Here is a 16,394-nt window from a genome sequence, read left to right on the forward strand (position 1 = left end):
ATGGGGCTGCCTGGTCGCCGCGGCGCATGGGTACTGGTTCTTGGCGGCATCATCGCCACGATCCTTGCCGGATGCGCCACGCCGCCCCCCCCTGCCGAGCCTCTGCCGGACAACGTGGCCAGCGAACCGCCGCCGGCGGACAAGTACGATTTCAGCCGGCCCCTTAAGCACCTCAACGGCCGCAACCTGAAGCCCATTCCCACCCGGCCCCTCAACGTCGCCGGCAACTGCGCCTTCCGCGATCCCACCGGCTACCGGGGCAACATCCAGCTGCAGGTGAAGGAAGCCGAAGTGAAACGCTTCACCGCCAAGGTGGATGTGCCGAAGAAGGGCTCCTGCCAGTTCGCCCTGAAGGACTTCCGCCAGGTGGAAACCCTGCCCCAGGTGCGCCTGGCCGCCGCCGACGGCTGCTCGGTGCGCATGTGGGAGCAGGACAAGAAAGTGACGGTGGCCTTCAACGGCTGCCAGGCCCAATGCAGCGGTGAGGCCGTGGATTACCTGTGGCCCATCCAGCTGGAACGCCGCAGCTGTTTTTAACGCTTGAATTTTTGCTTTCGAGAACGACATGAGCGCACGCAACTGGGAAGTGGTCATCGGCATCGAGACCCACGCACAGCTCTCCACCCAATCCAAGATTTTCTCAGGCTCCTCCACCGCCTTCGGCGCCCAGCCCAACGTCCAGGCCAGCGCCGTGGACCTGGCCCTGCCCGGCGTGCTGCCGGTGCTGAACCGGGGCGCCGTGGAATGCGCCATCAAGTTCGGCCTCTCCATCGGCGCCGAGGTGGCGGCAAAGTCCGTCTTCGCCCGCAAGAACTACTTCTACCCGGACCTGCCCAAGGGCTACCAGATCAGCCAGTTCGAGCTGCCGGTGGTGGTGGGCGGCGGTGTGCGCATCCAGGTCGGCCAGGGTGACAAGGCTTACGAGAAGGTGGTGCGCCTGACCCGGGCCCACCTAGAAGAGGATGCCGGCAAGTCCCTGCACGAGGACTTCCACGGCAAGTCCGGCATCGACCTCAACCGGGCCGGCACCCCCCTGCTGGAGATCGTCACCGAGCCCGACATGTGCTCCTCCGCCGAGGCCGTGGCCTACGCCAAGGCCCTGCACGCCCTGGTGCGCTGGATCGGCATCTGCGACGGCAACATGCAGGAAGGCTCCTTCCGCTGCGACGCCAACGTCTCCGTGCGCCGCCCCGGCGAGCCCCTGGGCACCCGTCGCGAAATCAAGAACCTCAACTCCTTCCGCTTCCTGCAGCAGGCCATCGACTACGAAATCCAGTGGCAGATCGACACCCTGGAAGACGGCGGCAAGATCCAGCAGGCCACCGTGCTGTTCGACCCGGATTCCGGCGAGACCCGGGTCATGCGCACCAAGGAAGACGCCCACGACTACCGCTACTTCCCCGATCCCGACCTGCTGCCCCTGGTCATCTCCCGGGAGTGGGTGGAGCGCACCAAGGCCACCCTGCCGGAGCTGCCCGAGGCCAAGCGCCAGCGCTTCATGGAGCAGCTGGGCCTCTCCGCCTACGATGCCACCGCCCTCACCGCTTCCCTCGAAGTGGCCGACTACTTCGACGCCGTGGTGACCGCCGCCGGTGCGGCCAACGCCAAGAGCGCCGCCAACTGGGTCATGGGCGAACTGTCCGCCCGCCTCAACAAGGAGGACAAGGACATCGCCGCCTCTCCGGTGAGCGCCGCCCAGCTGGCCGGCCTCATCGCCCGCATCGCCGACAACACCATCTCCAACAACATCGCCAAGAAGGTGTTCGAGGCCCTGTGGAACGGCGACGGCGCCAGCGCCGACGAAGTGATCGAGAAGCAGGGCCTGAAGCAGATCACCGACACGGGCGCCATCGAGAAACTGGTGGACGAGGTGCTGGCTGCCAACGCCGCCAACGTGGCCGAGTACAAGGCCGGCAAGGAAAAGGCCTTCAACGCCCTGGTGGGCCAGGTGATGAAGGCGGCCAAGGGCAAGGCCAATCCCCAGCAGGTGAACGACCTGCTCAAGGCCAAGCTGGGCGGCTGATTGCCAAACCTTGGCCAGACTCCTGAAAAGGGCAGCAGCAGCTGCCCTTTTTCTTTGCCGGCCCCGCTTTTTCCCGGATTTGATTCACCTCTTTCCGGAACGGGGGGCGCTTCATTACCATGGCCGCCATGAGCCGCTACCAGACCCTCGCCCTGCAAACGGAAAAGCTGATCAGCGACGGCCTGCTGCGGGCCGGCGACCGGCTGCCCTCGGTGCGCCAGGCCTGCCGCATCCACGACGTCAGTCCGGTGACGGTGTTGCAGGCCTACTACCTGCTCGAAGGCCGGGGGCTGATCGAGGCCCGGCCCAAGTCCGGCTACTTCGTCCGGGCCCGCCTGGGCCAGGCCCTGCCCGAACCGGAAATGACCCGGCCCCAGGGCCAATCCACCGCCCTCGACGTCAGCGACTTCATTTTCGAGATTCTGGAAAGCGTCAAGAATCCGGCGGTGGTGCCCTTCGGTTCCAGCTTCGCCAGCCCGGAGCTGTACCCCCTGGACAAGCTGGGCCGCTGCCTCGCCGCCGCCGCCCGCCACCTGGACCCGCGGGCCACAGTCACCGACCTGCCGCCGGGTAACGAGGAACTGCGCCGCCAGATCGCCCTGCGCTACCTTTCCCGGGGCGCCAACGTCTCGCCCCAGGAAATCGTCGTCACCTCCGGCGCCATGGAAGGCCTCAACCTCTGCCTGCAGGCCGTGACCCGGCCCGGGGACCTGGTGGCCATCGAATCCCCCACCTTCTACGCCAATCTCCAGGCCATCGAGCGCCTCGGCCTGAAGGTCATCGAAATCCCCACCCATCCCCGGGAAGGCATCAGCCTGGCAGCCCTGGAGGATGCCCTGCGGCAGCATCCGATCAAGGCCTGCCTGTGCATGCTGAACTTCTCCAACCCCATCACCGGCAGCCTCAGCGACGCCCGCAAGGCCGAGCTGGTGGCCCTGCTGGCCCGCTACCAGGTGCCCCTGATCGAGGACGACGTCTACGCCGAACTGTACTTCGGCGACCAGGCGCCGGCCCACGCCAAGGCCGAGGACCGGCACGGCCTGGTGCTGCACGTCTCCTCCTTCTCCAAGTCCCTGGCGCCGGGTTACCGCATCGGCTGGGTGGCCGGCGGACGCTTCACCCAGAAGATCCAGCGCCTCAAGCTGACCACCAGCCTGGCCACCACGGTGCCGGTGCAGATCGCCCTGGCCGAATACCTCAAGCACGGCGGCTACGACAACCACCTGCGCCGCCTGCGCCGCACCTTCTCCCTGCAGGAGATCGCCATGGTCGGTGCCGTGGAGCGGCATTTCCCCGCCGGCACCCGGCTGGCCCGGCCCAGCGGCGGCTACTTCCTCTGGGTGGAGTTGCCCCCGGGCGTGGACACCCTGGCGCTGCACCGGCTGGCCCTGGACCAGGGCATCAGCATCGCCCCCGGCCCCATCTTCTCCGCCAAGCGGGAATACGGTCACTGCCTGCGCCTCAACTACGGCCACCCGTGGACGCCGGCAACGGAAAAGGCCATCGCCGTCCTCGGCCAGATCATCGACAGCCTGCTGCCCCGCTAAGGGCACAGAAGCGGGGCGCCCCGCCGCACTTTTTCCCCTCCTGATTTCCCCCTCCCGCCGAATCCGCATAAAGGACGCTTGCCGGGTCCGTGACGAAACGTTCGTCGCGACGGCACGGGCAGCCGCCGCCGCCCCCACCTCAAAAAAAAGAGGAACGACCCGAAGGCCGTTCCCCGTAGTGCTGCTGCCGTGTAGCTCTTTGGCGGGCGCCGCCTACTTGCCTTTGCGGGCGCCGTTCTGTTCCAGATAGGTCTTGGCGCGCAGGCCGAGGTCGGCTGCCTTCACCTGGTACTGCCAGACTTGCTCGGCCCACAGGGTGGCCTGGTTCCAGTCCTTCTTCTTGGCGGCGTCTTCATGCTTGGCCTTGGCGTCCTTGATCTTGTTCAGCTGATCGACGGCGTCGTCCATCATGTTCACCACATCCGGGAAGTCCTTGTAATTCACGGAGGTGATGTAGCCGACCACCTGATCGATGACGGCCTGGGTATCGGCCACCTTCTTCAGCTGCTTCTTGTAGTCGTCTTCGCTGTAGATCGCCTTCTCGGCACCAGCGGTCTTGGTCGCCTTCCAGCCCTTCGGCTTGACCAGGAGGTAGCCCTGCATTTCCAGGTGCAGCGCGGAGCAGAACTCGGTGCAGTAGTAGGGATAGACGCCTTCCTTGTCGGCCTTCAGTTTCACCGTGACGGTCTTGCCCGGCTCGACGGAAGCGTGGACGTTGTAGGTGGAGACGGTGAAGCCGTGGGTCTCGTCCTGGGCCCGTTCCAAGTTGGTCAGGTGGATGGTGATTTCGTCGCCCACCTCGGCCTCGATGGTTTCCGGGGTGATGTGGGAGCGGATCAGGGTGCCGAAGACCTCGATCTTGTTGCCCTTTCTCACCGTCTTCTCTTCACCGGCCCGCACGGCACCGGCACTGGGCGCATCGGTGCGGCTGTTGGTGCCCACCTTGTAGCGCACGCCGGGCTTCAGCTTGGCGGCATCGATGGCGACGACGTAGTGGGGCTCGCCCAGGGGGATGGGCATGTCGTACAGGAGCTGCATCTTGTCGTTGCTGATGTCGATCAGCTGGTGATTCTGCGGATGCAGCGGGCCCACCGGGGTGAAGCGGTCGATGGAGAGCTTGTTCATGGCCACCAGGTAGCGGCCCTTGGGGTCCATGGAGTCGCCTTCCATGGTCATCAGGTGGCCCACGTTGTAATGCACCGCGATCTTGTCCAGCACCCGGCCCTCGCAGTAGTCCCACTTGGCGATCTGGCTGTCCACGTAGAGGGAGGTATAGGCGACGCAGGACTTGGAGTCGTACTGGGTATGCAACGGGCCCAGGCCCACCTGCACGGTCTTGTGCAGGGTCTCTTTCATGCCCAGCACCGGGATGCCGTAGGCGTCCTTGGCCTCGAAGTTGCCGGCCTTGATGGCGGCCTGGATCTTCTCCCAGGAATAGACGATGACGTGGGTGTCCAGCTTGCCGGAGACGGTGATGAATTTTCCATCCGGCGAGACCATGACGCCGTGGGGCGACTTGGGTTCGGGAATGAGGAAGAGGATGCCTTCCTTCACCGCCGTCTCGATGGAGAGCACGTTGTGGCCGTTGATCTTCTTGGCCATGCCCTTGGCCACCAGTTCGGCGGCCTTCTTCCAGTTCACCACGTGCATGTAGTCGGTGTCCTTGGCGGAACAGCCGGCTTCATAGGGCGGACGGCCCTTCTCGATGCCGCCCACATAGCGCTCGGAACAGAAAGAGTTGGTGAAGGACCAGCCGTCGGAGGGGCCCTTGCCGGCGTCGGACAAATCCTGGCTGTAGGGCGGCAGTTCGACGGAGAAGGAATCCTTGGTCTGGATGCGGCCTTCCTTGCGGTCGAACTTCCAGTAGGTAACGCCGCCCCGGTACTTCTCGTTGAACTCTTCCAGGGGTACGAACTTCTTGTTGTCCAGGGGCGCCGCGTACTGGGCCGCCTCGATGATGTACTCGGTATTGGGGGTGACGAAGGCGCCGCCGTGCTCGGAGCGGAAGATGGGATTGGCGACGATCTGCTTGGTCTCGAAGTCCCGCAGGTCGATCACCGCCAGGCGCGGATTGGCCTTGTCGTTGATGAAGAGGAACTGGCCGTCGTACTTGCCCTGGGTCTCGGACATGGCCGGGTGGTGGGTGTCGCCCCAGGTGATGTCGCGACCGTCGATCCTGCCCTGGGCCAGCACCGCCTTGGATTCCTCGTCGTAGCCGTAGCCCTGCCAGGGCTCGGGGGTGAACACGCCGATGTACTTGAGGATGCGCATGGAGGGAATGCCATACACGATCACCTGGCCGGACTGACCGCCGGAGGAGAAGGCGACGAACTCGTCGCGCTTGCCCGTCGGCACATAGGTCTTGGCCGCCGCCAGCAGGTCCTGCTGGGACAGGTTGCGGCGCTTCATCACGTCCTGCAAGGACTCGGCCCCGGCGGCAGATCCGGCCCACAGGGCGCCGATGCCCAGGGCTGCGGCGAGAAAGGCCGCAATGGGTTTTTGAGGTTTCATTGAACGCTCCCCTTTTGAAATATGGACCCGCCTCCCTGACGGAGGCGGACGCCACGGCAGCAAACGGGCTGCCATGACTGCCGCGTCAGTAAACCACCGGGACTCTCCGGGGAACGGGGGCAGAACACCGGATTTCCGATAGCTACAGATCGGCACCGATATCAAAACCGTAGCCGGCCGCGGGGCACTTCAGGCCGAGCGACGCAGGGCATGGCGCAGCTCGCCGCCTTCCGGCACGACGCTGCAGGGACAGGGCGAGAAGTTTTCCATGCGGTCAATGCGGGGCAGGTGATTGACCCGCTGCACCACGCCCTGCTGGGCCAGCTTGCGCACGGCCCGGGAAAGATAGGCCGGGCTGCAGCCGATGCGTCGCGCCAGGATGGCCATGGGCAAGGGCCCTGCCGGCTCCGGCGGCGCCGGCGACAGATGGGCACAGGTTTCGCCGCAGCGCAGGTAGCAGACCAGCCGTTCGGCCACGGAAAAGGCCATGGTCTTTTCCCGCTCCTGCTCCAGACGGGCAATGTCGGCAGCGATGCGGGCCGCCAGCCGGTGCCGGAATTCGGGCACGGTGGCCAACCACCGGTCCAGCAGTTCCAGGTCCACGTGAACGACGGAAGAATAGGTGATGGCCCGCACCTGGTAGCCCGGGTCAGGCAACTCGGCATAGAGGCATTCCAGACCGAACAGGTCGGATTCGGAAAGGATGCGCATGCAGCGTTCGTTGCCATCCGCCGTGGTGATCAGCAGCTCCATGCGGCCATGCTGGATGTAGAACAGGCCCGGCCGGTCGTAGCCTTCCAGCACCAGGCGGCCGGGACCGTAGCGCCGCAGGCAGACATGACGGTCGGCCAGTCCCTGCTCCGTATTGGCAATCAGACCTGGCAGCAGGTTGCGCATCGGCTCGCCTCCAATTCGCGACTAGGAGCCGCGGGCCAGTTTGCGCTGCAGGGTGCGACGGTGCATCTTCAGGGACTTGGCCGCCGCGCTCTTGTTGCCCTTGTATTCCGCCAGGACCCGCTCCAGGAATTCCCGCTCCAGCTCTCTCAGGCTCTTGCCCGGTGCCCCCGGAGCAGCGGCCGGCAATGGGGTCCAGCTGAGGGACAGGGCGTCCGGGACTTGCCCCGGGGCAACGGACTCCAGGGGAATCAGGCCCGGCAGGCGGGCTGCCATTTCCGCCATGTCCGCCATATCCCACTCCACACCGCTGGGCTGAACCAACAGGGCAACGACTTTCATCACCGGCTCCAAGAACTGTATGGGAGCCGAGTAGACCATTCCCCTGCCGGCAATAACAGCGTCAGAACTTCGCTAATTCGCTAGGAACAGTTGCCCCGGACGACAAAAAGCCCCGGCGCCTGCGACAGGCGGACCGGGGCTGGTGGGAGTACGCGATTACAGGGAGAAGAAGCGGGCCACCGGCCGGCCGAAAAAGGCGGTGAGCAACAGCAGCAGGGGTGTCAGCAGGATGAAGGCCCGCAACAGCCAGGCGATGAAGGGGTGGGCCCGGTGGGATTCGATGAAGTGGCGGGCCACCAGGGTGCCCTTGCCCCACAGGATGGCGGCCACCAGCAGGGGCAGCCAGGCCGCCCCGTGGAACCATTCCCCCAGGAACAGGCTGAGGAAGGTCAGGACCACCAGGGCCAGCCAGGGCAGAACCGGCGCGCCGGGCGGCAGCAGGGAAGACGGGGAGGACGGATGCATGGCGTCGGTCTCCTTCAGGCCAGGACGTAGAACAGGGGATAGAGGATCAGCCAGATGATGTCCGTGGCGTGCCAGTAACTGGCCAGGGCCTCCAGACCGCTGTGGTCCTCCCGGGAATAGCCGCCCAGGACCAGCCGCACCAGCACCCAGAGCATGCCCAGGATGCCCCAGGAGGCGTGCACCAGATGGTTGAAGGTCAGGTAGTAATAGACCGTGTAGAAAATGCCGGCGCTGCCGTCGATGCCCTGGGCCAGGTTGCCGGTGATCTCGTAGACCTTCACCACCGGGTAGCCGAGGGCCACCACCAGGGCCGCCACCAGCCACAGCACCGCCTGCCGCCGGGGCCGGCCGGCGCGCAGGGCCGCCACGGCGCAGGCGACGAAGAAGCTGCTGGTGACCATGAGCACGGTGATGGTGGTGCCCGCCGTCTTGTTGAGCAGCTCCGAACCGTTGGCAAAGGCCTCGGGGTAATGGGCCCGGGCGATGAAATAGACGGCGAACATCAGGGCGAATTCGACGAATTCGCAGGTGATGCCGACCCAGATTCCCTTGTTGCCGGGAATCCAGCCCCTGCCCTGGGCGAGGCTATGCCCCGGCCCGGACTGCCCCAGGCCGCCGATGTCGATTTCCGGCTTGATGACCGCCTCCATCCTGCTTCTCCTCATGACCCCACGGTCCGGACTGTCCGGACATGGGCCCCATTGTTCCCCGTCCCGCCGCCCGGCAGCGGGTACAGCCGGTGAGCTTTTCCATGGGAACAGCCGGGACTCCCAGTCTGGCACTTCGGATCGGGGCAATAATTTGATGGGAATCAAGGCCATGTGCAGGTCTGGGAGTGCCCTGGATGAAGGTCGGCCGGCAATCTGTTCCTATCGAAAACACGACTTACTGAATCTGTGTCCAAATCCTGGCCGGTGTTCTACTCGCAGCAACGGAAATCCCCCTATTCCCATTGCCAGCGAAAGACCGAGCATGAGCCACAAGACCGTCAACAAGGTACAGAGCGCCCGCATCGCCCTGTACCGCAACAAGCGCCAGATCCATCCCCGGGCCGTCAGCGGCCGCTTCAACAGCCTGCGCTGGCTCATGGTGTGGGCCACCCAGATCGTCTTCTACGGCGCCTGCTGGCTGGAGTGGGATGGCCGCCAGGCCCTGCTGTTCGACATCGTGCACGAGAAGCTGTACCTCTTCGGCCTGGTGCTGTGGCCCCAGGATGCCCTGCTGCTGGCCCTGGTGCTGATCCTCTCGGCCACCGGCCTGTTCCTCGTCACCGCCGTGGCCGGCCGCCTCTTCTGCGGCTTCGCCTGTCCCCAGACGGTGTACACCAGCATCTTCATGTGGGTGGAGGCCAAGGTGGAAGGGGACCACCTGGCCCGCCTGAAGCTGGCCGAGCGGCCCCTGGACGCTGACAAGCTGCTGCGCAAGGGCGCCAAGCACGGCCTGTGGCTGGCCATCGCCCTGTGGACCGGCATCACCTTCGTCGGCTACTTCACCCCCATCCGGCAGCTGCTGCCCCACCTGGCCGCCTTCACCCTGGGCCCCTGGGAAGCCTTCTGGCTGATCTTCTACACCCTGTTCACCTATGTGCAGGCCGGCTTCACCCGGGAGATGGTGTGCCAGCACATGTGCCCCTATTCCCGCTTCCAGGGTGTCATGTTCGATCCGGAAACCCGCAACGTGGCCTATGACGCGGCCCGGGGCGAACCCCGCGGCGCCAGGCGGCAGAGCGGCCAGGGCGACTGCATCGACTGCGGCATCTGCGTCCAGGTCTGTCCTACCGGCATCGACATCCGGGACGGTCTGCAATACCAGTGCATCAACTGCGGCCTGTGCATCGACGCCTGCGATACGGTCATGGACAAGGTGGGCAGCCCCCGGGGCCTGATCCGCTTCGCCTCGGAAACCGAACTGGCCAGCGACCGGCAGAGTTCCCGCCACTGGAAGCGGCCCCGCCTGGCGGTCTACGCCACGGTGCTGGGCTGCTTCACCCTGCTCGGTGCCTGGACCCTGTCCGAGCGCTCCCTGCTGCTGGTGGACGTGCTGCGGGACCGGGGCTCCCTGGTGCGGGAAACGGCGGAGGGCGACTTCGAGAACGCCTACACCCTGAAGCTGATGAACCTGGCGGAGCGGGAGCGGGAATTCGAAGTGCGGGCAGAAGGCCTGCCGGGCATCCGGATCCAGGGAGCACAGCGCTTCGCCGCCCCCGCCGGCGCCACGGCCCCGGTCCATGTCACCGTGGCCGTCCCGGGGCCGGCGGAGCGGCAAGGCATCCAGCCCATCCGCTTCCACATTGTCGCCGTGGACGATCTGCGTACCCGGCGGGAGGAACGCAGCACCTTCGTCCTGCCCTGAGGGCTCAGGAGAACAGCCACAGGGCCAGGAAGCCGCTGCCGATGGTGAACAGGGTATTGCGCCGCCAGGCCGCCACCGCGATGGCCACCAGGCCGGCCCAGAAGCGGGGCCCCAGGCGCAATTCCCCGGCCGCCAGGAACAGTTCCGGCGCCACCAGGGCGCTAAGGGCGGCGATGGGCACGAACGGCAGGGCGGCCACGAACCAGGCGGGCGCCCGGTAACGCCCCTCGGCGGCAATGAAGGAGAGGCGGATGAGGAAGGTCAGCAGCCCCGCCGCCCCGAACAACAGCCACAGTTCGCCGTTCATGGCCGCGGCTCCCCTATGCCCCGCCGGGGCAGGAGCAGGACGCCGGCCGCCAGACCGGCCAGGGCGGCGCAGAACAGGCCCAGCTTGTAGGGCAGCGCCGCGGCAACCACGGCCACGGCCGCCGCCACCAGGGCTGCCGCCAGCCGGCTGCGGCTGTCGATGAGGGGCACCACGATGGCGATGAAGGTCAGGGGCAGGGCGAAGTCCAGGGGCAGATCCGCCGGCAGCCCCCGTCCCAGCAGCACCCCGGCCAGGGTGGCCAGCTGCCAGCTGCTCCACAGGGCCAGGCCGCTGCCCAGCAGCAGCCAGTGGCGCACCGCCTTGTGGGCCGGGTCGAGCAGGTAGGGAATGGCGGCGGCGTAGGCCTCGTCGGTCAGCAGATAGGCCAGGGCCAGCTTCCAGCGCCAGGGCAGATGTCCCAGCAGGGGCGCCACCGAGGCGCTGTACAGGGCATGGCGCAGGTTGAGCACCGCGGCGGCGCCGACCATGAGCAGAAGGGGAGCGCCCACGCCGATCAGCTGGGCCAGGAGAAACTGGGCCGAACCGGCGAAGACCACGGAAGACATGAGCACCGCCGCCAGGGGCGGGATGCCCGACTGCAGCGCCACCACGCCATAAATGACGCCAAAGGGCGCCACCCCCACCAGCAGGGGCAGCAGGGCCCGCAATCCCAGGAGGAAAGCCCCCCGGGGCGTCAGCCCGGCCCCAGTCGGGCCGGAAGTCTCAGCGGGGGCGTTCAACAGCCGGTGGCGGTGCGGGGTGTACCAGGGCGGGATGCAGGCCGGCAGGATTGGCAGCCCGGGCCCGGGTCAGTTCGATGTAGCGGCGCTTGTCCTGGTCGTACTTGCTGCGGATCTGCTGCAACTCCTGATTCTTGCGCTCGAGCAGCTCCTTTTGCAGACGCAGGTCGTATTCCGCATCCCGGATGTTCTTGCCCAGTTCGGAGGGCGCCGGGCGGTGTTTGTAGAACTCCATTTCGTCCTGCAGCCGCTTCAGGTGTTTCTGGGCATCGGCCACCTTGTTTTCGGACTGCTTGATCTGGCCCTGCATTTCCTGCTCATTGCGGCTCCGGATCAGGTCGATGTCCTTCTCGCTGCTATAGGTGTTGAGCAGGGCCGTATCCTTGCGCGCCTGTTCCTTCTGGGCGGCCTCTTCCTCCTTGCGCCGCTGCTCGTCCCTGACCTTCTGCGCCTGCTGTTCCGGCGTCAGGGGAGGCCCCACTTCCCGGGCCACGCCCAGGGAATTGAGTTCCTTGTAGGCGCGCTTCTGGCACTGGGGCGGCAGGGTGTCGCCGCAGGTCTTCTGGCCGTCCACCTCGCAGCAATAAAGCTTGACCAGGCGATTCGGGTCTTCGCCGGACCTGGGGGGGGCCGCCCAAGCCGGCAGCGCCACGCCCCCGGCCAGGACCAGGGAAAGCAGCTTAGACGCGGGATACCCCATATTGGCTCCTGTAGGCGGCGACCGCCGCCTGATGCGCGGCCAGCTCACCATGGCTGGCCAGGAAGGTCATCAGATCTTCCAGCGTGGCCACGGCCACCACCGGAATGCCGTAGTCCCGCTCCACTTCCTGCACTGCGGAAAGTTCGCCGGTGCCCCGCTCCATGCGGTCCAGGGCGATGACGACGCCCGCCGGGGTGGCCCCAGCGGCACGGATCAGTTCCACCGATTCGCGCACGGAAGTGCCGGCGGAAATCACGTCGTCCACGATCAGCACCCGACCCTGCAGGGGGGCGCCGACGATGGTGCCGCCTTCGCCGTGGTCCTTGGCTTCCTTGCGGTTGAAGGAATAGGGCAGATTGCGGCCCTGGCCGGCGAGGGCCACGGCCACCGCGGCCACCAGGGGAATGCCCTTGTAGGCCGGGCCGAAGAGCAGGTCGAACTCAAGGCCGGGGGCGGCGATGGCTTTCGCGTAGAATTGGGACAGCCGCAGGAGAGAGTCCCCGTCGTTGAACAGGCCGGAGTTGAAGAAATAGGGCGAAAGCCGCCCGGCCTTGGTCTTGAACTCGCCGAAACGCAGCACCTGGCGGGCCACGGCGAACTCGATGAACTCCTGACGAAAATCCATAACGATCCTGTTTCCTAATTATTCCGATCGCCGCCTGGCGCGGCGCAACAAGGCAATGTTACGCATCATCTCCCTCAATCTCAACGGCATCCGCTCCGCCTTCAACAAGGGCCTGGCCGAATGGCTGGCCGCCCAGGACGCCGACATCGTCTGTCTGCAGGAACTGAAGGCCCAGGCCCCGGACCTGACCCCGGAAATGTCCAATCCGCCCGGCTTCAGCGGCTATTTCCACTATGCCGAGAAGAAGGGTTATAGCGGCGTCGGCCTGTGGTGCCGGCAGCAGCCGGACCGGGTCAGCGAAGGCATCGGCCATGCCGGCTTCGACGCCGAAGGCCGCTACATCCGGGCCGATTTCGGCAATCTCTCGGTCATTTCCGTGTATGTGCCCTCCGGCTCCAGCTCGCCGGAGCGGCAGGAAGCGAAGTTCCAGTTCATGGACGAATTCGCGCCCGTGCTCGCCGCGCTCCAGGCCGAAGGCCGGGAAGTGGTGCTGTGCGGCGACTGGAACATCGCCCATCAGGAAATCGACCTGAAGAACTGGAAGGGCAACCTGAAGAATTCCGGCTTCCTGCCCGAAGAGCGGGCCTGGATCGGCGACCTGTTCGAGCACAAGGGCTGGGTCGACGTGTACCGCCGCCTGCATCCGGAAGCCACCGGCGAGGCCTACACCTGGTGGTCCAACCGGGGCCAGGCCCGGGCCAAGAACGTGGGCTGGCGCATCGATTACCATATTGCCACCCCCGGCATCGCCGCCACCGCCCGGGAGGCCTTTGTCTACAAGGAGCAGCGCTTCTCCGACCACGCTCCCCTGATCGTGGACTACGACTTCGCCCCCGCCTAGGCCCCTGTCATTTGCCGCCTGCATGGGCGCGTTGATTTTGGGGCGGACTCCCGTTACTCTGGTCAACTCGCACTGACGGCCCTGCTGTGAGCCCCGCTGCAAGATTTCCGCAACATACTCCGAGAAGAGGAATCGCCATGAATGCCAATACCGATCTGTCCGCCGTCTCCAAGGAAAAGCTGGTCACCGACCTGAAGGTGGTGGTTGCCGACGCCGAAGAACTGCTGCGCGCCACCGCCAGCTCCGCCGGCGAAAAGGTTTCCGAACTGCGCGAGAAAATCCAGGACCGCCTGCGGGACGCCAAGATCCGCCTGGCCGACGCCGAAGCCGCCCTGGTGGACAAGACCAAGGCTGCCGCCCGCGCCACCGACGACTTCGTCCATGAAAACCCCTGGAAGGCCGTCGGCATCGCCGCCGGCGTGGGCCTGCTGCTCGGCGTCATCATCGGCCGCCGCTAAGCCTCAGCCGTAACGCCTCCCGGAAGGACGGCGCGTGCTCCGGCACGCGTGGCGCGCCTTCCGGGTTTGTTTTTCCGTTCCATCCCGTTCCACTTCCACTCCGGTAAACCCATGGCCGATCAAAGCGCGGGCTTCTTTGCTTCCCTGAAACGTCTGCTCGCCACCCTGGTGGCGACGGGCAAGACGCGCCTGGAACTGCTCGGTGCCGAACTGGAAGAGGAAAAGATCCGTCTCACCCAGCTGCTGGTGTTCAGCGTCGCCGCCCTGGTCTTCCTGTGCATCGGCATGGTGCTGCTGGTGGCCCTGGTGGCTGCCGCCTTCTGGGAAAGCCGCATCGTCATCTTTGCCGTTTTCTCCCTGATTTTCATCGGTGGCGGCCTGGCCCTCACCGCCACGGCCCTGCGCCTCTCCCGCCGCCGCTCCGGCCTCTTCGCCAGCAGCATCAGCGAGCTGCAGGCCGATCTGGAAGCCCTGCGCGCAGCCCAGGCCGAGGCCGACGGGGAACAGCCCCGGCCATGAACGAGCGCCTGCTCGAGCTGGCCCACAAACGGGGCCGCCTCTCCGCCAAGATCCAGGCCCAGCGCGAAGCCCTGGCCCGGGACAGCTGGCCCCTGGCCACCACCCTGGGAGCCGCCGACACGGGGGCCCAGGGACTGCGCTGGCTCAGGGAACATCCGGGAACCGTGGGCGCCGGCCTGGCCTTCAGCTTCATCCTGCGGCCGAGGCGGGTCTTCCGCTGGCTGCGGCGCGGCTATTTCGGCTGGAAGACCTACGTTGCCCTGCGGCAGCGCCTGAACGACCTCAGCCAACGCAGCCGGGGCTGAGCCATGGCCCCGCCCGAGAACACGGCGGCCACCGCCGCCGCCGACCCTGTCCCTGAAGAAACGCTGCTGCGGCAGATTCTCGCCGCCCAGAAGCGGCAGTCGCGCCAGGTCATCACGGAAGTGCTGCAGATGCGGGGACTGATGCCCCTGCTGATGAAGACCCGCAATGGCGGCCACTGGACCACCGAGGAAAAGGCCGAACTGCTGCGCCACCTGCGGCGCCTCTCCCGCCTCTCGCCCTACCTGCTGTTCCTGCTGCTGCCGGGCTCGGCCCTGATCCTGCCCTTCTACGCCTGGTGGCTGGACCGCCGCCGGCTGCGCCGCAACGCCCTCAGATAATCCCCACGCCGGAAATTTCCCGGGCCAGGGTCGCCGCCGCGTTGTCGGTCATGGCGCCGACGTAATCCAGCACTTCCATGTAGGCGGCGTAAAGCCCGGCCTCGCGCCGCACCGGCACCTCCAGCAGGGAGAGGGCCGTCTTCTGCCGGTTGTCCACCTCGCCGCTGCCCGTCACCTGGGCATGCACCGCCGGCACCAGCACATCCAGGATGGAAGCCAGGCAGGGATAGGCCGCCAGTTCGGTCATGACCTTGCTCTTGTGGCGGTAGACCCGGCGCCGGGCCAGGTCCTTGGCCTCGGAGAGGACCCGGTCCACATCCTCCGGACAGGCCGCCAGCAGGTCCTTGGCGCCGGTGCTTTCGCTGAAGGTGCCGTCGGTGAGGGAGCGCAGGTTCTTGATGAAGGCTTCGCTGATGGCATTGACGCAACGCCCCACGGCGACGCCGCGCAGCATGGCGCAACGCTGGCGGGCGCCGGGGCTCTCCCACACCCGGCCGCTCTCGGCGGCGGCCAGGGGATTGATCAGGCGCTCGAACTCCTCCACCTCCAGGATGCCCATTTCCACCGCATCCTCCAGGTCCAGGATGGCATAGCAAACGTCGTCCGCCGCCTCCATCAGGTAGGACAGGGGATGGCGCCCCCAGCGGTCGCCGCTCCGGGGCAGTCCCAGGGCCTCGGCCACGGCCTCGAAATAGGCCAGTTCGGACTGGTAGAAATTGAACTTGCCCGGCTTGGGGCTGGCGGCCACGGTCCACGGATACTTGATCATGGCCCCCAGGGCGGCGGCGGTGAGGCGCATGCCGCCTTCGTTGGCGTACATCTCCAGGCGGGAGACCATGCGGAAGCCGTGGGCGTTGCCCTCGAAGGTCTGCACATCGAGGCGCTCGGCCTCGGACAGGCCGGTCAGGAAGGAAGCGTTGCGGGCATCGCGGAACCAGGCCCGCAGGGCATCCTCGCCGGTGTGGCCGAATGGGGGATTGCCGATGTCGTGGGCCAGGCAGGCCACCTGCACCACCATGCCCAGGTCGAAGGGGGTGATGCCCTCCGGCAGATAGCCCTGCTCGGCCATCATGGCCCCCACCCGGTTGCCCAGGCTGCGGCCGACGCAGGCCACTTCGACGCTGTGGGTGAGGCGGTTGTGGGTGTGGTCGTGGGTGGCCAGGGGATGGACCTGGGTCTTGCGCCCCAGGCGCCGGAAGGCAGTGGAGAAGACCACCCGGTCGTGGTCGATGTGATATTCGGTGCGCAGCCCCGCCGCCCCTTCCGCCGCCGTGGATGCCCGGGCCTCGATAATCTCGCCGGCCTTGACCTTGAAGCGGCGGGTGGAAAGACGTTGCTGCCAGAGGCTGGCCAGTTGACGGTCATTCATGGAATGGGTGAGCCGGGGATGGGAAGCAGGGAATCCGATTATACGGTGGCGCCTTGG

18 protein-coding genes and 1 pseudogene are annotated in these 16,394 nt (G+C 66.4%); 9 read left to right on the top strand and 10 right to left on the bottom strand.

Annotated features, from left to right (window positions below; all coding sequences use genetic code 11):
- The 3 genes from ACLSSQ_RS17755 (at position 1) to ACLSSQ_RS17765 (ending at position 3,570) form a co-directional block, all read left to right on the top strand.
- Entirely contained in the window at positions 1-537 is a 537-nt protein-coding gene (locus ACLSSQ_RS17755; RefSeq protein WP_014235992.1) for a hypothetical protein, read from the top strand.
- Positions 538-565: 28 nt separating this feature from the next.
- Positions 566-2,023 carry an Asp-tRNA(Asn)/Glu-tRNA(Gln) amidotransferase subunit GatB gene (gene gatB, locus ACLSSQ_RS17760; RefSeq protein WP_014235991.1) on the top strand — a complete coding sequence of 486 codons (1,458 nt, stop codon included), beginning with the start codon at positions 566-568 and terminating at the stop codon, positions 2,021-2,023.
- Positions 2,024-2,151: 128 nt separating this feature from the next.
- Positions 2,152-3,570, top strand: a complete 1,419-nt coding sequence (locus ACLSSQ_RS17765; protein ID WP_043798743.1) for a PLP-dependent aminotransferase family protein — start codon at positions 2,152-2,154, stop codon at positions 3,568-3,570.
- A 213-nt stretch (positions 3,571-3,783) separates the two neighbouring features.
- On the opposite strand, the gene nosZ is transcribed toward ACLSSQ_RS17765, so the two are convergent.
- The 5 genes and pseudogenes from nosZ to ACLSSQ_RS17790 form a co-directional block, all read right to left on the bottom strand.
- Complete coding sequence (gene nosZ, locus ACLSSQ_RS17770; protein WP_287874594.1) at positions 3,784-6,081, bottom strand: Sec-dependent nitrous-oxide reductase; 2,298 nt, start codon at positions 6,079-6,081, stop codon at positions 3,784-3,786.
- A gap of 189 nt (positions 6,082-6,270) precedes the next feature.
- Positions 6,271-6,978, bottom strand: a complete 708-nt coding sequence (locus ACLSSQ_RS17775) for a Crp/Fnr family transcriptional regulator (RefSeq protein ID WP_416243398.1) — start codon at positions 6,976-6,978, stop codon at positions 6,271-6,273.
- A gap of 21 nt (positions 6,979-6,999) precedes the next feature.
- Positions 7,000-7,104 (bottom strand): annotated as a pseudogene (locus ACLSSQ_RS17780) (helix-turn-helix domain-containing protein); the annotation flags it as partial.
- A gap of 369 nt (positions 7,105-7,473) precedes the next feature.
- On the bottom strand, positions 7,474-7,782 hold the full coding sequence (locus ACLSSQ_RS17785) for a hypothetical protein (RefSeq protein ID WP_014235986.1): 309 nt from the start codon (positions 7,780-7,782) through the stop codon (positions 7,474-7,476).
- 14 nt (positions 7,783-7,796) lie between these two features.
- Positions 7,797-8,432: a cytochrome c oxidase subunit 3 family protein gene (locus tag ACLSSQ_RS17790; RefSeq protein ID WP_014235985.1), complete on the bottom strand. Its 636-nt coding sequence runs from the start codon at positions 8,430-8,432 to the stop codon at positions 7,797-7,799.
- Positions 8,433-8,754: 322 nt separating this feature from the next.
- On the opposite strand from ACLSSQ_RS17790, the gene ccoG reads away from it, so the two are divergent.
- The gene (ccoG, locus tag ACLSSQ_RS17795; protein ID WP_416243399.1) at positions 8,755-10,134 is read left to right on the top strand and encodes a cytochrome c oxidase accessory protein CcoG; all 1,380 of its coding nucleotides are present in this window, start codon (positions 8,755-8,757) and stop codon (positions 10,132-10,134) included.
- Positions 10,135-10,138: 4 nt separating this feature from the next.
- Here ccoG and ACLSSQ_RS17800 read toward each other — a convergent pair whose 3' ends face one another.
- Genes ACLSSQ_RS17800 through pyrE form a run of 4 tightly spaced genes read right to left on the bottom strand, consistent with a single transcriptional unit; the run spans position 10,139 to position 12,506 of the window.
- Positions 10,139-10,441, bottom strand: a complete 303-nt coding sequence (locus ACLSSQ_RS17800) for an AzlD domain-containing protein (protein WP_416243400.1) — start codon at positions 10,439-10,441, stop codon at positions 10,139-10,141.
- Positions 10,438-11,181 carry an AzlC family ABC transporter permease gene (locus ACLSSQ_RS17805; protein ID WP_152090203.1) on the bottom strand — a complete coding sequence of 248 codons (744 nt, stop codon included), beginning with the start codon at positions 11,179-11,181 and terminating at the stop codon, positions 10,438-10,440. The genes ACLSSQ_RS17800 and ACLSSQ_RS17805 overlap by 4 nt, the downstream gene beginning before the upstream one ends.
- A complete protein-coding gene (locus tag ACLSSQ_RS17810; protein WP_014235981.1) occupies positions 11,165-11,881 on the bottom strand; it encodes a hypothetical protein in 717 nt (238 codons plus the stop codon). The genes ACLSSQ_RS17805 and ACLSSQ_RS17810 overlap by 17 nt, the downstream gene beginning before the upstream one ends.
- On the bottom strand, positions 11,862-12,506 hold the full coding sequence (pyrE, locus tag ACLSSQ_RS17815) for an orotate phosphoribosyltransferase (RefSeq protein WP_416243401.1): 645 nt from the start codon (positions 12,504-12,506) through the stop codon (positions 11,862-11,864). The genes ACLSSQ_RS17810 and pyrE overlap by 20 nt, the downstream gene beginning before the upstream one ends.
- Positions 12,507-12,561: 55 nt before the next feature.
- Here pyrE and ACLSSQ_RS17820 point away from each other — a divergent pair, with 55 nt between their 5' ends.
- From ACLSSQ_RS17820 to ACLSSQ_RS17840, 5 genes are all read left to right on the top strand, one after another.
- Positions 12,562-13,347: an exodeoxyribonuclease III gene (locus tag ACLSSQ_RS17820; protein WP_130459594.1), complete on the top strand. Its 786-nt coding sequence runs from the start codon at positions 12,562-12,564 to the stop codon at positions 13,345-13,347.
- Between the two features lie 137 nt (positions 13,348-13,484).
- Positions 13,485-13,805 (top strand): DUF883 family protein, encoded by a 321-nt coding sequence (locus ACLSSQ_RS17825; RefSeq protein ID WP_014235978.1) that lies wholly within the window; start codon positions 13,485-13,487, stop codon positions 13,803-13,805.
- Between the two features lie 111 nt (positions 13,806-13,916).
- Positions 13,917-14,324 (top strand): phage holin family protein, encoded by a 408-nt coding sequence (locus ACLSSQ_RS17830; protein ID WP_014235977.1) that lies wholly within the window; start codon positions 13,917-13,919, stop codon positions 14,322-14,324.
- Complete coding sequence (locus ACLSSQ_RS17835) at positions 14,321-14,629, top strand: YqjK-like family protein (protein ID WP_416243402.1); 309 nt, start codon at positions 14,321-14,323, stop codon at positions 14,627-14,629. Before ACLSSQ_RS17830 ends, ACLSSQ_RS17835 begins: the two co-directional genes overlap by 4 nt.
- A 3-nt stretch (positions 14,630-14,632) precedes the next feature.
- Complete coding sequence (locus ACLSSQ_RS17840) at positions 14,633-14,968, top strand: hypothetical protein (protein ID WP_152090201.1); 336 nt, start codon at positions 14,633-14,635, stop codon at positions 14,966-14,968.
- On the opposite strand, the gene ACLSSQ_RS17845 is transcribed toward ACLSSQ_RS17840, so the two are convergent.
- The gene (locus ACLSSQ_RS17845) at positions 14,961-16,337 is read right to left on the bottom strand and encodes a deoxyguanosinetriphosphate triphosphohydrolase (RefSeq protein ID WP_014235974.1); all 1,377 of its coding nucleotides are present in this window, start codon (positions 16,335-16,337) and stop codon (positions 14,961-14,963) included. The two genes, ACLSSQ_RS17840 and ACLSSQ_RS17845, sit on opposite strands and share 8 nt — an antisense overlap.
- Positions 16,338-16,394 lie beyond the last annotated feature (57 nt).

It is taken from the genome of Azospira sp. APE16, from assembly GCF_047901315.1.
Classification (GTDB): domain Bacteria; phylum Pseudomonadota; class Gammaproteobacteria; order Burkholderiales; family Rhodocyclaceae; genus Azospira; species Azospira oryzae.

What these genes read in the sequence shown, in the direction of transcription:
- ACLSSQ_RS17755 (WP_014235992.1), top strand. Translation starts at nt 1, where the DNA reads ATGGGGCTGCCTGGTCGCCGCGGCGCATGGGTACTGGTTCTTGGCGGC.
- gatB (WP_014235991.1), top strand. Translation starts at nt 566, where the DNA reads ATGAGCGCACGCAACTGGGAAGTGGTCATCGGCATCGAGACCCACGCA.
- ACLSSQ_RS17765 (WP_043798743.1), top strand. Translation starts at nt 2,152, where the DNA reads ATGAGCCGCTACCAGACCCTCGCCCTGCAAACGGAAAAGCTGATCAGC.
- nosZ (WP_287874594.1), bottom strand. Translation starts at nt 6,081, where the DNA reads ATGAAACCTCAAAAACCCATTGCGGCCTTTCTCGCCGCAGCCCTGGGC.
- ACLSSQ_RS17775 (WP_416243398.1), bottom strand. Translation starts at nt 6,978, where the DNA reads ATGCGCAACCTGCTGCCAGGTCTGATTGCCAATACGGAGCAGGGACTG.
- ACLSSQ_RS17785 (WP_014235986.1), bottom strand. Translation starts at nt 7,782, where the DNA reads ATGCATCCGTCCTCCCCGTCTTCCCTGCTGCCGCCCGGCGCGCCGGTT.
- ACLSSQ_RS17790 (WP_014235985.1), bottom strand. Translation starts at nt 8,432, where the DNA reads ATGGAGGCGGTCATCAAGCCGGAAATCGACATCGGCGGCCTGGGGCAG.
- ccoG (WP_416243399.1), top strand. Translation starts at nt 8,755, where the DNA reads ATGAGCCACAAGACCGTCAACAAGGTACAGAGCGCCCGCATCGCCCTG.
- ACLSSQ_RS17800 (WP_416243400.1), bottom strand. Translation starts at nt 10,441, where the DNA reads ATGAACGGCGAACTGTGGCTGTTGTTCGGGGCGGCGGGGCTGCTGACC.
- ACLSSQ_RS17810 (WP_014235981.1), bottom strand. Translation starts at nt 11,881, where the DNA reads ATGGGGTATCCCGCGTCTAAGCTGCTTTCCCTGGTCCTGGCCGGGGGC.
- pyrE (WP_416243401.1), bottom strand. Translation starts at nt 12,506, where the DNA reads ATGGATTTTCGTCAGGAGTTCATCGAGTTCGCCGTGGCCCGCCAGGTG.
- ACLSSQ_RS17820 (WP_130459594.1), top strand. Translation starts at nt 12,562, where the DNA reads ATGTTACGCATCATCTCCCTCAATCTCAACGGCATCCGCTCCGCCTTC.
- ACLSSQ_RS17825 (WP_014235978.1), top strand. Translation starts at nt 13,485, where the DNA reads ATGAATGCCAATACCGATCTGTCCGCCGTCTCCAAGGAAAAGCTGGTC.
- ACLSSQ_RS17830 (WP_014235977.1), top strand. Translation starts at nt 13,917, where the DNA reads ATGGCCGATCAAAGCGCGGGCTTCTTTGCTTCCCTGAAACGTCTGCTC.
- ACLSSQ_RS17835 (WP_416243402.1), top strand. Translation starts at nt 14,321, where the DNA reads ATGAACGAGCGCCTGCTCGAGCTGGCCCACAAACGGGGCCGCCTCTCC.
- ACLSSQ_RS17840 (WP_152090201.1), top strand. Translation starts at nt 14,633, where the DNA reads ATGGCCCCGCCCGAGAACACGGCGGCCACCGCCGCCGCCGACCCTGTC.
- ACLSSQ_RS17845 (WP_014235974.1), bottom strand. Translation starts at nt 16,337, where the DNA reads ATGAATGACCGTCAACTGGCCAGCCTCTGGCAGCAACGTCTTTCCACC.